Here is a 13,677-nt window from a genome sequence, read left to right on the forward strand (position 1 = left end):
CCCCATTAATTAAAATATATATTGTCATAACTCTAATATATTTTTGTTTAAAGGTGATTATAATTAATTTACTATATATTGGAATAGACGATACAGATTCTCCCGACGGAATGTGCACAACTTATTTGGCCAGTCAAATCATCAATGAATTCAAAGAAAATGGAATTGAATTGGCAGATTATCCCAGGTTAATTAGATTAAACCCTTTTGCACGCCATAAAACACGTGGAAATGGAGGAGTCAGCTTAAAAATCTTAAATGATGAAAAAGCTAGTTTGGCCAAGGAAATTGTATTGAGTAAAGTTGAAGAGTTGTCCATGTTTGATTGCGACAATACGAATCCGGGCGTAATCTTTTATGAGGGGGATATTACCAAAGAAATGGAGGATTATGCCTTCAGGGCAATCTATGAGTTTATTACAATTGAAGAAGCTGAGGAATTTGGAAAATCGATCGGCTGTGAAATTCACAAATTCAAAAAGGGAAGGGGAATTATCGGATCTATTGCGGCCATCAGTTTGCCTTTAAGCGATTTCACGTTTGAATTGCTGGCCTATAGGGCATCTGAAAATTATGGAACCAAAAGGCAAATAGATTACGAATCAGTTTATAAAATGGATAAGGAAACTTTCCCGGATACTTTTGAAAATATTGATTATTCAGAAAACTACATTGCAATTGAACCTAAAACCCCTTGTCCGGTTTTATATGGAATCCGGTCGGATAGTGTTGAAGCATTAGAGAAAGCTAAAGAAATAGTTCAAGTCCAAGAGCCTATTGTTGATTGGTGCATTTTCAAAACAAATCAACACACTGATATGCACATTCAAAAGGCCAGAGATATTGCGTCTATGAAACAGTTTGGTTGCTACTGCATAACTGGAGAGGTAAAAAACAAGCCTACCATCATTGATGGGGGGCACATGTTTTTCTACATTGGCGATAAATCTGGTGAGATTGAATGTGGAGCATATGAACCAACAAAAAACTTTAGAAAAATTGTTTCGCATTTGATTCCGGGTGATGTCATTCAGGTTTACGGTGGAATCGGAGAACAAAATACTTTTAATATTGAGAAGTTTCAAGTTATCAAATTAAATGATATTGTGTATCAAAATCCAATCTGTGAATGTGGAAAAAGAATGACTTCAGCAGGCAAAAATAAAGGATTCAAATGTAAAAAATGTGGGAAAAGAATAGAGTCTAGTGAAAAGGTTCCAGTAAAAATTAAAAGAAATCTTGAAAATTCTAAGTTTTATGAAACTCCAGTTTCCGCACGAAGGCACCTGTCAAAGCCGTTATGCCGTATGAAATTTTAGCATTTTTCCCTTATTTTATTCATGTTTTGTGAAAATTATTACTATTTTTTGTTCACCATATATGAATTTTTTAAAATTAAATGCTATTAATTTAAATATTAGATTTAAAAAATTAATTATTATATATTTATCAAATTTGATTTATATACAATAAGATATAGGAGCTTGTTATTATTCCGAACAAGGCTAAAGATGGGCATGTAGAGCACATTTATAGGGAAAAAACGGATAAGCGTATTTTAAAGAGAAATCCGTGGAGAGATTATAGATTACATGGTACTGTATTTATTTTAGTTATTATTGCCGAGTTAATCGGTACTCAAAAGATTGTTGTAACTGGCGATGTTGCAATAACAATTATGCCCTTAATTTATACAATTATTCTTGGTTTGGCTTTTTATTTATTAAAACCTATCAAATGGATTCAAAGAAAACAAGCTCGTATTGCTGAAGGAGCAATGATGCTTTTTATTGGTGTTTTAATTGCTAAATTAGCTGTTTCTTCTGGCCAATCAATAAGCCTGATTTTTGATATGGGTCCAGCTTTAATTTTACAGGAAATTGGACATTTGGCAACTATTTTAGTTCTTCCAATTGCACTTCTTTTAGGATTTAAAAAGGAATCCATCGGTATGACAAATTCAATTGGTAGGGAACCTAACGTTGCGGTAGTTGTAGATAAATATGGTTTTGACTCTCCAGAATCAAGAGGGGTATTTGCTATTTTTATCATAGGTACTGTAATCGGTACAATATTCATTAGTTTCCTTGTTACTTTCTCATTATCATTCCTGCCATTGCATCCATATGCATATGCTATGGCAAGTGGTGTAGGCAGTGCAAGTATGAATGCGGCGGCTATCGGACCTACTCTTGCGGCATTTCCAGGAATGGAAACTCAAATTGAAGCATTTGCAGGATTCAGTAATCTGTTATCATTCTGTGTTGGAATATATATTGTAATATTTTTAGCATTGCCATTAACTGAAAGAATCTATAATTGGTTGGAACCTAAAATTGGACGAGATCATATTGTACCCGAAAAGGAGAATGAGTAGATGCCTGACTTATTAGATGGTTCTGAAAATGTTTCAGTTCATGGTATTTTCAATTGGATTTTATTGCTGATAATATTTTCAATTATTACCGTAATCGGTAATTATTTGGGCTATAAGCATCCTATGGCAGATTCTTTAGTGGGTATGGGAATATTATCTTTTATCACACTTATCGGAGTGTGGTTAGAAAGGGAACTTCCATTTAACATTTCTTCAATTCTTTATATAAGTATAATAGGTATTATAATCGCATTTCCAGGAATGCCAACATCAGATTTTGTTCTTCACTATGTTTCTCAAGTTGAACTTTTATCCATCGTAACAGTATTTTTAGCTTATGTGGGTATTGGAATGGGTAAAAGTTGGGATGAATTCAAGGCCTTAGGTTGGAGAGCAGTTGTCATTACTGTTTTGGTTATTGCAGCAACATATTACGGAGCGGCTATTGTGGCTCACGTTGTACTTGTTTTAACTGGTGTTCCAGCGGTTTAGATTTCATTTTAAACATTGCATATTTGAATAACTTAACAATTTAATTACTACTTTAAACATATATTACAGTAGATGCTTTATGTTTTTACAAAATATTTCTAAATTTATTTCAAACTATCGCTATGAACAGGCAACTGTAGAATCACTGACTACCGTAAAAGCAGCTCTTTTAGATTTTTTCGGAGTAACTTATAGAGGCATAAATGAAGAGGCTCCTAAAATTGCTTTAAACACCATTGAAGAAATATTTTCAACAAAATTTGATTCTAATTTGAAGGCTTCCGTTATTGGAAGAACCATTAAAACAGATATCTTAAGCGCAGCTTTTGTCAATTCCGTTGCAGCACACGTATTGGAATTGGATGATGGTCATAGAGGCGCTCAAATTCATTTAGGAGCAATAATTTTTCCAACTGCTTTAGCTATCTCTGAAGCTTATAATTTAAGTGGTAAAGAGTTTTTGGAGGGGGTTATTGTCGGATATGAAGTTGGAATATTGCTGGGACAAATTGTCAATCCCGAACATAGAAACAAAGGATTTCATACAACCGGAACAATCGGAACTTTTGTTGCGGGAGTTGTGGCTTCCAAATTATTAAAACTCGATGAAAAACAAACATTAAACGCATTAGGTTTATGTGGAACTCAAGCTGCAGGGCTTCTGGAATCTGATCATGGAGGTTCAATGGGTAAAGTTTTGCATGCTGGAAAGGCTTCCTATAATGGAATTTTATCAGCATTTTTAGCAAGAAACGGTTTCACCGGCAGCGGAACCATTTTTGAAGGTGATGAAGGATTCCTTAAGGCTATGGTGTTGGAAAATACTGACTATGATTTGAAAAATTTTTCATTTGAAAATGTCCTAAAGGATATTGGCAAAGTTAGAGTTCGTGATATCTACTTTAAGAAATATCCGTTTTGCAGACACTTGCATTCTTCCATCGACACTGCATTGAAGCTGAAAGCAAGTATCGGCGATGAATATGATCATATTGAAAATGTGGCTGTAAAGACATACTCCGTTGCAGCTGAACATAATAACTATCATCCGAAAAACTTAGAAGAGCTAAAGCAAAGTCTGCCGTATGCTGTTGCAATAGCTCTTGTAGTCGGGGAAGTTAGTGTTGATGATATCAATCAGTTAATCGAATATGGTCTTTTGGATAATTATTCTACTGTTGATAAGGTAAATACTATTAAAAATTTAGCTAGTGGAATGATTATCGTTGCAGATGATAAGTTAAATGAATTGTATCCTTCTAAAAGACCATCAAATGTTATTATTAAATTGGATAAGGACTTTAGGAACGGATTATTCCAAAATATCACTTTCCTTCCAAAAGGTGATTTTGAAAATCCATTGCAACTTAGGGAGTTAATTGACAAATTTAAAAGCCTCAACCCAACTTACGATATTAGAAATTTAACAGTAATTGATTCTATTGAAGATTATTCAATGAACTATGTTGTTCGAAAATTAAACGAGTAGATAATATGGATAATACAAAAGAATTCCTTAAAAAAATTGGTATTGAAGATATTTCAAAGGATTACGTATCCGATAAGCGTTTTGCAGATGGAGGACAATACCGTTTTGAAGTTCCAGGCATCCAGTCTCCAAAAACAATGAATGCACTTTTAAAAGAATCCTTTAAAAACAACATTTTCATTCATAGGGTAACTCAAACTAAAGGAATAATGATGTTGACCGATGATGAGATAAAAGAAATGGTTAACCTGGCAAAAACATATGGTTGCGAGTTATTTTTAGCAGTGGGTCCAAGAGCAACATATGATACCTCAGCAACAGTTCAAACAAAAGAAGGAAGCAGAATTGGCTATCGTTTAAGAGGTTTTGACAATCTTGTTTATGCAATTGAGGATGTAAAGAGGGCTTGCAGGTTAGGAGTTCGGGGAATTTTATTGTATGATGAAGGTCTGCTTTGGGTTTTAAATCAGATGAGATCCGAAGGAGAAATTCCAAAAAATGTTCATTTCAAATTATCAGCTCATGCAGGTCATTCCAATCCTGCTTCTGCAAAATTGCTAGAATCTCAGGGTTTAAATTCCCTAAACCCGGTTCGTGATTTACAAATTCCAATGATTGCAGCCATAAGAAATGCATGTGACATGTCTATTGATTTGCATACTGAAAATCCTAAATCAACTGGAGGATTCATAAGGCATTATGAAGTTCCAGATTTTATTCGTGTTGCCTCACCGGTCTATCTGAAAACAGGAGGATCAGTTGCGACTAATCACAATTGGGATACAACTGAAGCGGAAGCAATAGCTCGTATAAAACAGGTAATGTTAGTAAAAAGAGTCATTGATGAGTATTGCCCAGATGCAATTGCCTCACCTAATCAGTCTGATGATTTATCAATTCCTGAGTGATTTTATGGATATTGTTGAAAGGATTTCCGATTCGATTATAGAAGCATCAACTAATTTATCAAATGATAAACTCAATGCTTTAAAAAAAGCTATTTCTCAAGAGGATAATGTTAATGCAAAATGGGCTTTAGAGCAAATTTTAGAAAATTATAATGTTTCCCAGGATATTAGATTTCCGTTATGTGACGATACAGGCATTCCACATGTAGTCATTGAATTGGGCAGTGAAAGAGAAATTTCAGGTGAGCTTTTAAATCAGATTCATGAAGGTATTGAATCAGGTTTGAATAATCTTCCGGCAAGACCAATGGCTGTTAAGGGCAATGAAAAAGAGCGAATTGAGCAAAGTAAAGGATTATATGAAAAGCCTGGGATGCTTCGTCCAGCTTCTATTTTAATTGATAATGTTAATGATGAATCAACTTATGAACGCAATATTAATCCGGATACATTGAATATCCACTTCTTGCTTGAAGGAGGAGGTCCCGAAATTAGGGCTAAAACCTATAGGGTTTACCACCAACGGTCCATGGAGAATGTCCTTGGAACTGCATGCGAATGGTTAGAGGAATCTTTGTCCATGTTGGGTTGCACCCCATCAATCCCGTCAATCGGCATTGGAAGAACCCATTTTGAAGCAACTTCACTTCTTTTAAAATCGATTGCATATGGCAATTTGGATTGTCAGAATGAATATGAAAAAGCTATTGCAGATAGGCTGAATCAAACAGATATAGGTCCTTTGGGTTTTGGAGGTAGAACAACAGTTTTAGGATGTTATGTTAATATTGGTCCTCAAAGGGCAAGTGGGGTTAGGATAGTTTCAATCAGACCGTCTTGTTTTGTCGAACCAAGGGTAGCCCATTTAGAACTATAGAAATTTATATATTTATTAAAATATTATCTTTAATTAACAATTTAAAAGGTTTGAAAAATGGAAAATGATAATTCTCGTTATTTGAAAACATCAATCACTCGTGTTGAGGAAGATAAAATTGTCACTCGAGGATATAACCAAAGAGATTTAATAGAAAAAATCAGATATGCAGACATGGTTTATTTACTTTTAAAGGGCAGATTGCCTACTCTAAAAGAAAGCAAGGTTTTCAATCATGTTTTAGTTTCATTTTGTGACCATGGAGTTACACCACCAAGCACCCAGACAGCTAGGATGATTACCTCTTCCGGTTCACCTTTGAATTCTGCTGTAGCTGGTTCATTATTGTCTTTTGGACATAAACATGCTGGTGCCATTGAAAAAACCATGGAGTTGTATCAATCAAAAATCAGTTCATCATTTTTAATCGATGATTCAGCTATTGATAACAAGCAGATTGCATCACTTGCAATTGAGATATATAATGAATTCATTCCTAAAGGCAAAAAGATACCTGGCTTTGGACATAGGTATCATAAGGTGGATCCAAGGGCGGATAAGTTAATGGAACTTGTTGTAAATGAAGGTTTTGTTGGTCCGCATATTAAATTGGCATTGGCACTGGAAGATTTGGTCTATCAAAAAAAACAGATTAGGCTTAATGTGGATGGGGCAAATGCTGCTATTTTATCCGATTTGTGTTTTGAACCGGAATTAGGTCTTGGCGTTTTTATGATTGGAAGAGTTCCGGGCATTATTGCTCATGCCAATGAAGAAAAGAATAAAGGTGAAGCATTTAGGAAATTCTGTGATTTAGAAGATGTAATATATGAGGAGGAAAGATAAAATGGAATTTATTGACGTAATCAATGAAAGGTATAGTGTCAGAGGATATTTGGATAAGGAAGTTGAAAAGGAAAAACTTGAATATGTCTTAAAAGCGGCCACATTAGCTCCTACCGGAGTCAATTACCAACCTTTCAAAGTATATGTAATCGAGACCAAAAAATACAAAGAAGAATTGTCTGAAATTTACGGAGCCAACTGGTTTGTTGAAGCGCCATATGTTTTATGCGTCGTTAGCTTAAGGGATAAAGCATGGACTAGACCATGGGACGGTAAGAACATTGCAGATATCGATGCTACAATTGTAATGGACCATATGATTCTTGCAGCTACTGATGTAGGTCTTGGAACTTGTTATATTGGAGCATTTAAGAAAAATAAAGCTCATAAATTCTTAAACTTAGATGAAAATGAAGAGCCAGTATTATTCACACCTCTTGGATATGGCAATGCTGAGCCTCGTGATACTCCTAGAAAAGAATTAGACGAATTTGTTGTATATAAGGATTAAAATGAAACTTTATATATTAGGTGCCGATAATTCAAAGCAAATGGATGAAATTGCTGAGGAATTATCTCAACATAAATTTAAAATTAGGGAACAGGACGATACATTCATATTGATGAGAAGAGCTCGCTTTGGAAATGTATTAATCCATGTAATTTCATTAATATTGGCTTTAACATTCAGTGCACCGTTCATATTCATTAATGTTATCTATTTCACTTATTCCTATCTTTGGGCATCGCCGCATGTGTTAATAACAACTGAAAAAGTAGATGACGAAGGCAATCCTTTGGAGTTCAGTGATATGGATGAAATATTGATGAAGGCCACTTCTATTCTATGATTTCATCTACATCATATTCTTCTATTTTTCTTATCACCAGAGGATTTTTCGCATGGATATACTCAGATTCCTCGCCTAGCTTGGCATCAATAAAGACTTCATCAACTGTAGGTTCACCGAATAATGAAATCAAATCAGATACGAATTCATCATATTCCTTCTGAACTTTTTCATCACTAAAACCTAAACGAGGGATTTCCTCTGTCCAGAGGTCTTCTCCAGGTGAGAACTTTTTATCAGTAATTTTTCCATTTCTTATTTCACTATCTAAAGTTAGTGAAAAATTTTCATTAAGGATTATCCAAACTGCTCGTTCCATATATACTAATTTGACAAAATGATATAAATAATATGAAGTAAAAATTAAGATTAAGTGTAATTATGTCAAATGTAAAAATGTTTAAACTATTGGGTGTAATGTTGGCGTTAATGCTGATTGTATGGGGGTTGTCTCCAGTATTCAGACATCAGGCATTAACCAATGACGTTATTGCAACTGCAATAATATTGGTAATGATTGGCGTTGCATATTTAATAATTCTTTATAACCCTAGTTGGACCAAAGCGGTTTTCTTTTTTGAAGGAATAGTCATTGCCCTTTCAGGGTATATGTTATTGGATTATCCGTACAATATAGAATTGGCTGTCGTGGGTTTGATTGTAATTATAATTGCAATTCTTGCTTATTTACAGAAATTACCGCCTAATATATTGAAATGGTTCTACAGATAGCTTATTTATTTTTTATTCTCTTTTTTTTAAAATTTTTTAATACAAATATTATTTTTTAAATACTTTTTTATATTTTAATTTAAATTTTACGAAGTTTCATCAATAATATAATAGTAAAAGATATATATATTGCTCAACAAAAATAAATACACCATGGTGATTAATTATGGCAGAGATATCAGACGCAATCGCAATGATAAAAAAAGCTGAATCTGACGCTGAACAACTCATTATTGATTCACAAGCTCAATCAAAAGATTTGATTGCTGAGTCAAGATTAAAAGCTGAAGAAATTATTTCCGAGGCCAAAATTGCAGCTGAAGAAGAAGCTAAAAATACTATTTTTGTGAAAGAAGATGAGGCTAAAAAAGAAGCGCAAACTATTGCTGAGAAGTCTAAAGGTGAAGTTAAAGCCTTAAAAGACAAAGCTATGGCAAATGTTGATGACGCTGCTTCTATTATTGTCAAAAATATATTGTAGTGTGAGTTTATATGTTCAAGACAGCTAGAATGCGTAAAATTAGAATTGTTACACTGGAAAAGTATGTAGCTCCTACAGTGGACGCTCTCCACGAATCAGGGCTTATACAAGTCAGTGATATTTCTGAAAGCATTCAGCAAGATCCTGAATTAGCGGAATTAGTAACTCCTTCAAAAGCTAGTCCTTACACTGGTAAGTTATCTTCACTTCTCATGAAAACAAATGGTATATCTGAACTACTAGGAAATTCTTTATCTGAAGGCCATGGGTTAAAAGATTTGGTTATGTCTTTTATTAGTCCAGATTTACCTGTTCAAAAGGAAGTTGAGAAATTAGATACTCCTGCTTTTATTGAAAAAGCTGAAGATACTTTAGCACAAGTGGAAAGTAAAACTAGCGTTATTGAAGAGAAGCTATCCGCACTCGACGCTGAAACAAGTGAACTAAAGTCTAATAAAAGTTTGGCTAAACGTTTATCTAATTTTGACATGGATTTAGCTCTTTTAAAAGATTCAAAGTACACTTCTACTACTGTTGGAAGGATTAACGCTGAATCTGCTTCAGAAATCAAAAATGAATTAAGTAACTTGACTGATGAATTAGAAGTATTTACTGTTCCTATGGATGATGATGACGGAGAAATTATCACTGTAGTAACATTAAAAGAATTTAGTGATGATGTTTATTCAACACTTCGTAAATTCGACTTTGAGAAAATTGAAGTAGGCGATGTTGAAGGTACTCCTCAACATGTTATTTCAAAAGCTGATTCCAGGTTATTGACTATTGATTCAGAACGTGATGCTGTTAAAAAAGAATTAAGAGCAGTTGCTGAACAATGGGATGACGATATATTGGCTCTCAAAGAACAATTAGAAAATGAAAAAGAAAAGAACGAAATCCTTTCTTCATTTGTTCAAACTAATGATGCTTATGTACTTGAAGCATGGGTGCCTGTTAAAGACACTGAAAAGGTAGAACAATTAGTTGAAAAAAGTTCTGACGGACATTGTGCCTTTGAAACAATTGAAGTTGAAGGTACTGAAGATGAAAATGTTCCTATTTTACAACAAAATGGATGGTATTCAAAACCTTTCGAATACCTCGTAGATATGTACGCTCCTGTACGTTACAATGCGATTGATCCAACAATATTTGTTGCAATCACTTTCCCATTCTTCTTCGGTTTCTGTTTAACCGATGCAGTTTATGGTTTAGTTGTAGCGGCTATTGGTGTAGTATTATTGAAAGGTCTTGGTAAAGTTAAAGAATCCATGCATTCATTTGGTTGGATCTTAATCTGGTCCGGTCTGTGGGCCGTGATACTGGGTTTAATTACCAATGGTTTTATTGGGGACTTCCCAGAAAGGATAGCTGGTTTCCGTTTACCAACCGTATTCGCTCCAGTTGAAGCATTTAAACATCCTGAAACCATTTTAGTAATAGCTATTGCTGTTGGTTTAATCTATGTAAATATCGGATTTATATTAGGTGCTATTAACAACTTAAGATACGGAAGGACTAAAGAAGCTTTAGGATCTCAAATTTGTTGGTTTATATTTGAAGCTGGATTAATCTTCCTTGTATTAGGATTTATGATGCCTGCAATCGGAATGATTGGTATGGCATTAGGTGGAATTTTAATACTTGCAGCTATTGGAATATTAATTTGGGCTAATGGTGCATTTGGATTAATGGATATCTTCGGATTCTTGGGAGATGTTTTATCCTTTGCTCGTCTTTTAGCATTATGTTTAGCTACAGGCGGTATTGCTATGACTGTAAACATCTTAGCACAAATGCTTGATCAAATGGTTCCATTTGCAGGTATTGTACTTGCAGTTATCGTATTCATATTTGGTCATATCGCAAACTTCGCTTTCCAAGTATTAGGTGCATTTATTAACGCTTTACGTCTAAACTATGTAGAGTTCTTCGCACAATTCTTTGAAGAAGGTAAAGGTAAATTCGAAGCTTTCAAAGCAAAAAGGACATTTACAAAACTTAAAAATTAAAAATTTTTCATTTATATCTTAAATTAATTTAAAAAAATCAATATTATTTCAAAGGTGAATTAAATATGGTAGAAATTGCTTTAGGTACTGCTTTAGCAGCTATTGGTGCTGGAGTAGCAATTGGTTTTGCCGGTTTAGGTTCCGGTTTAGGGCAAGGTATGGCAGCTGCTGGTTCTGTAGGTGCAGTTGCAGAAGACAATGACATGTTTGCAAGAGGTATTATTTTCTCTGCATTACCAGAAACTCAGGCTATTTATGGGTTCTTGGTTGCAATCTTATTGTTAGTATTCTCAGGATTATTAGGTGGAGGACAAGGATTACCTACTGAAGCAGGTATTGTAGCTATCGGTGTAGGTGCATCCATTGGTTTCGCTGGTTTAGGTTCCGGTATGGGACAAGGTATGGCAGCAGCATCCTCTGTCGGTGCTATCGTAGAAGACAATGATATGTTTGCTCGTGGTATTATTTTCTCTGCATTACCAGAGACACAAGCTATTTACGGTTTCTTGATTGCTATTTTACTTATGGTATTCGGTGGAATCTTAGGTTAAGGAGGCAATTTATATGAGCTCAGGCACAGATAAAATTGTTTCAAGCATTATGTCTGAAGCCCAAGGGAAAGCTGATGTAATCATTCAAGACGCTAATGCGGAAATTTCAGCAATTCAAGCAAAAGCTGAAAAAACTGCTGAAGTAGAAGCAGCAAAAATTAAAGAAAACGGTATAAAACAATCTGAGATGAGATATCAGCAAATTATCTCTGAAGCTAAGATGAATGCTCGTAGAGCAAAGTTAGACGCTAAGGAAGATGTCATCGATGCGGCTTTCAATCAAGCTACTGGTGAGCTAAAGGAAAAAGCTGCTGAAGGCGGTGATGACTATAAAAATTCATTAAGTAAAATGATTAAAGAAGCTGCAGACGAACTTGCTAGCGATGATTTAATTATTCAATTAAATGAAGCTGACACAAATGCGTTTAAAGAAGGAATATCCTCAGGCGATTCTTTTGAGATTGAAGGAATCAAATTCCAATTAGGCGAACCTATCAAGACTATTGGTGGAGCTATCTTAAAAACAAGTAATGGGGATATTGAAGTAAATAATACTATTGAAGCAAGATTAGAAAGATATAAAAGCATATTACGTAGTGAAGTTGCTGACGTTTTATTTAAATAAATTAGGAGGATAAATTATGGCAGATGAAATTGCTACCTTGATAAGTTCTGTTGGACTTACACCTGATACCTTTTTGGTATTTTGTGTTATCGCAATACTTATTGTGGGTGCAGTAGTTGTAATCATTACATCTAGACCAATTTTGGACATTTATCCTTATCTTAATCCAAGTGCAAGAGTAAGAGCTAGAAAAGGAAGATTATTTGATGAAAAACAAATTTCTGAAATTGTTGAAACCAGCAATGTTGAAGAAGTTGAAAACTATCTCAAAGGTATTCCTGAATATGCGGATGTTTTAGATGAATATCCACTTGATAAAGCATTGGATGTTGAACGTGCTAACACTTACGACTTTGTTGCAAGATTAGCTCCTAAAGACATTAAAGATCCTTTCGTTGTAATGTCTAAAAAGGCCGATATCGATAATATCAAAAGTCTTTTAACTGCAAAAGAAGTAGGTCTTTCCGCTGAAGAAACCAAAGAATTATTAATTCCATGTGGTTCATTATACAGTGATTTGGAATCTTTGGCTGATGCTGATAATGTAACCGACATTGTCACAAGTTTGGATGGTACTGAATATGCGCAAGCTTTAGAAGATGCTCTTCCACAATATGAAGATACTAATATGGTTCTTCCATTAGAATCTGCATTAGATAAATATTATTTGGGCAAATTACTACGTTCCACTGATGTTCCATCAGATGAAAACAAACAAATTTTATATTCTTATGTTGGAACTCAAGTTGATGTAGCTAATCTTAAACTAATTATAAGGGCTAAAGAAGATGGCCTTGATTATGATGCAATCTCTCCTTATATATTAGAAGATGGATACCAATTACGTGAATGGAAACTTAAAGATTTAATGGAATCTCCTGATGTTACAAATGTAATTTCAGGTTTAGAAGGAACAAAATATGCTGAAGCATTAACTGATGCAATGCCTGTTTACAATGAAACTGGTTCAGTTGCTGTATTTGAAAAGGCATTAGATGTTTACACTTCTGAATATTCAAAATCTTTAGCATCTAAAAAACCATTAGGTATTGGTCCAATTATTGGTTATTTAAGTCAAAAAGAAAATGAAATTAAAAATTTAAAAATTATTGCAAGGGCAAAAAGAGAAGCAGACTTCCCTAATTCTAAAATCATGGAGATGTTAATATGAGTTCAGTAGCAATTATTGGTGATATTGACACTGTATCTGGATTTAGACTTGGTGGTGTCAAAAAAGCAGAAGTAGTCAATACTTCTGAAGAAGCTATCGCAGCTTTTGATAAATTTTTAGAACAAGACGAGATTTCAATTATTATAATTACTCAATTAATGGCAAATGAAATAAGGGATCACATTAATAGAAAAATCGGTTCCGACGTTTTGCCAATGGTAATTGAAATACCTGATAAAGATGGGTCCGCAGGAGGATCATC

17 protein-coding genes are annotated in these 13,677 nt (G+C 34.3%); 16 read left to right on the top strand and 1 reads right to left on the bottom strand.

Features of this window, described 5'->3' with window-relative positions; all coding sequences use genetic code 11:
- Positions 1-53 precede the first annotated feature (53 nt).
- The 9 genes from ACKI3D_RS08695 (at position 54) to ACKI3D_RS08735 (ending at position 7,840) form a co-directional block, all read left to right on the top strand.
- The gene (locus ACKI3D_RS08695; RefSeq protein WP_407393760.1) at positions 54-1,319 is read left to right on the top strand and encodes a DUF1743 domain-containing protein; all 1,266 of its coding nucleotides are present in this window, start codon (positions 54-56) and stop codon (positions 1,317-1,319) included.
- A gap of 170 nt (positions 1,320-1,489) precedes the next feature.
- On the top strand, positions 1,490-2,377 hold the full coding sequence (locus tag ACKI3D_RS08700; RefSeq protein ID WP_407393787.1) for a DUF3100 domain-containing protein: 888 nt from the start codon (positions 1,490-1,492) through the stop codon (positions 2,375-2,377).
- Positions 2,378-2,869, top strand: a complete 492-nt coding sequence (locus tag ACKI3D_RS08705) for a hypothetical protein (RefSeq protein WP_407393761.1) — start codon at positions 2,378-2,380, stop codon at positions 2,867-2,869.
- Positions 2,870-2,948: 79 nt separating this feature from the next.
- On the top strand, positions 2,949-4,358 hold the full coding sequence (locus ACKI3D_RS08710; RefSeq protein ID WP_407393762.1) for an MmgE/PrpD family protein: 1,410 nt from the start codon (positions 2,949-2,951) through the stop codon (positions 4,356-4,358).
- Positions 4,359-4,363: 5 nt separating this feature from the next.
- Complete coding sequence (locus ACKI3D_RS08715; protein WP_407393764.1) at positions 4,364-5,266, top strand: peptidase; 903 nt, start codon at positions 4,364-4,366, stop codon at positions 5,264-5,266.
- A gap of 4 nt (positions 5,267-5,270) precedes the next feature.
- On the top strand, positions 5,271-6,143 hold the full coding sequence (locus ACKI3D_RS08720) for a fumarate hydratase (RefSeq protein WP_407393766.1): 873 nt from the start codon (positions 5,271-5,273) through the stop codon (positions 6,141-6,143).
- Between the two features lie 57 nt (positions 6,144-6,200).
- Positions 6,201-6,989 carry a citryl-CoA lyase gene (locus tag ACKI3D_RS08725; protein ID WP_407393768.1) on the top strand — a complete coding sequence of 263 codons (789 nt, stop codon included), beginning with the start codon at positions 6,201-6,203 and terminating at the stop codon, positions 6,987-6,989.
- A gap of 1 nt (position 6,990) precedes the next feature.
- Positions 6,991-7,500: a nitroreductase family protein gene (locus ACKI3D_RS08730; RefSeq protein ID WP_407393770.1), complete on the top strand. Its 510-nt coding sequence runs from the start codon at positions 6,991-6,993 to the stop codon at positions 7,498-7,500.
- 1 nt (position 7,501) lies between these two features.
- Positions 7,502-7,840 (top strand): hypothetical protein, encoded by a 339-nt coding sequence (locus ACKI3D_RS08735; protein ID WP_407393772.1) that lies wholly within the window; start codon positions 7,502-7,504, stop codon positions 7,838-7,840.
- Here ACKI3D_RS08735 and ACKI3D_RS08740 read toward each other — a convergent pair.
- Entirely contained in the window at positions 7,830-8,159 is a 330-nt protein-coding gene (locus tag ACKI3D_RS08740; RefSeq protein ID WP_407393774.1) for a hypothetical protein, read from the bottom strand. The two genes, ACKI3D_RS08735 and ACKI3D_RS08740, sit on opposite strands and share 11 nt — an antisense overlap.
- A 62-nt stretch (positions 8,160-8,221) precedes the next feature.
- On the opposite strand from ACKI3D_RS08740, the gene ACKI3D_RS08745 reads away from it, so the two are divergent.
- The 7 genes from ACKI3D_RS08745 to ACKI3D_RS08775 all read left to right on the top strand — a co-directional run.
- Positions 8,222-8,572, top strand: a complete 351-nt coding sequence (locus ACKI3D_RS08745) for a hypothetical protein (RefSeq protein WP_407393776.1) — start codon at positions 8,222-8,224, stop codon at positions 8,570-8,572.
- Between the two features lie 166 nt (positions 8,573-8,738).
- Complete coding sequence (locus tag ACKI3D_RS08750) at positions 8,739-9,053, top strand: V-type ATP synthase subunit H (RefSeq protein WP_407393778.1); 315 nt, start codon at positions 8,739-8,741, stop codon at positions 9,051-9,053.
- Positions 9,054-9,064: 11 nt separating this feature from the next.
- Positions 9,065-11,068, top strand: a complete 2,004-nt coding sequence (locus ACKI3D_RS08755; protein WP_407393780.1) for a V-type ATP synthase subunit I — start codon at positions 9,065-9,067, stop codon at positions 11,066-11,068.
- A 65-nt stretch (positions 11,069-11,133) separates the two neighbouring features.
- On the top strand, positions 11,134-11,619 hold the full coding sequence (locus ACKI3D_RS08760; protein WP_069573492.1) for a V-type ATP synthase subunit K: 486 nt from the start codon (positions 11,134-11,136) through the stop codon (positions 11,617-11,619).
- Positions 11,620-11,632: 13 nt separating this feature from the next.
- Positions 11,633-12,244 carry a V-type ATP synthase subunit E gene (locus ACKI3D_RS08765; RefSeq protein WP_407393782.1) on the top strand — a complete coding sequence of 204 codons (612 nt, stop codon included), beginning with the start codon at positions 11,633-11,635 and terminating at the stop codon, positions 12,242-12,244.
- Between the two features lie 16 nt (positions 12,245-12,260).
- Complete coding sequence (locus ACKI3D_RS08770; protein WP_407393783.1) at positions 12,261-13,415, top strand: V-type ATP synthase subunit C; 1,155 nt, start codon at positions 12,261-12,263, stop codon at positions 13,413-13,415.
- On the top strand, positions 13,412-13,677 hold a 266-nt coding region (locus ACKI3D_RS08775; protein ID WP_407393785.1), incomplete at its 3' end, for a V-type ATP synthase subunit F. The genes ACKI3D_RS08770 and ACKI3D_RS08775, both read left to right, overlap by 4 nt.

This window comes from Methanobrevibacter sp., assembly GCF_045586545.1.
Lineage (GTDB): Archaea > Methanobacteriota > Methanobacteria > Methanobacteriales > Methanobacteriaceae > Methanocatella.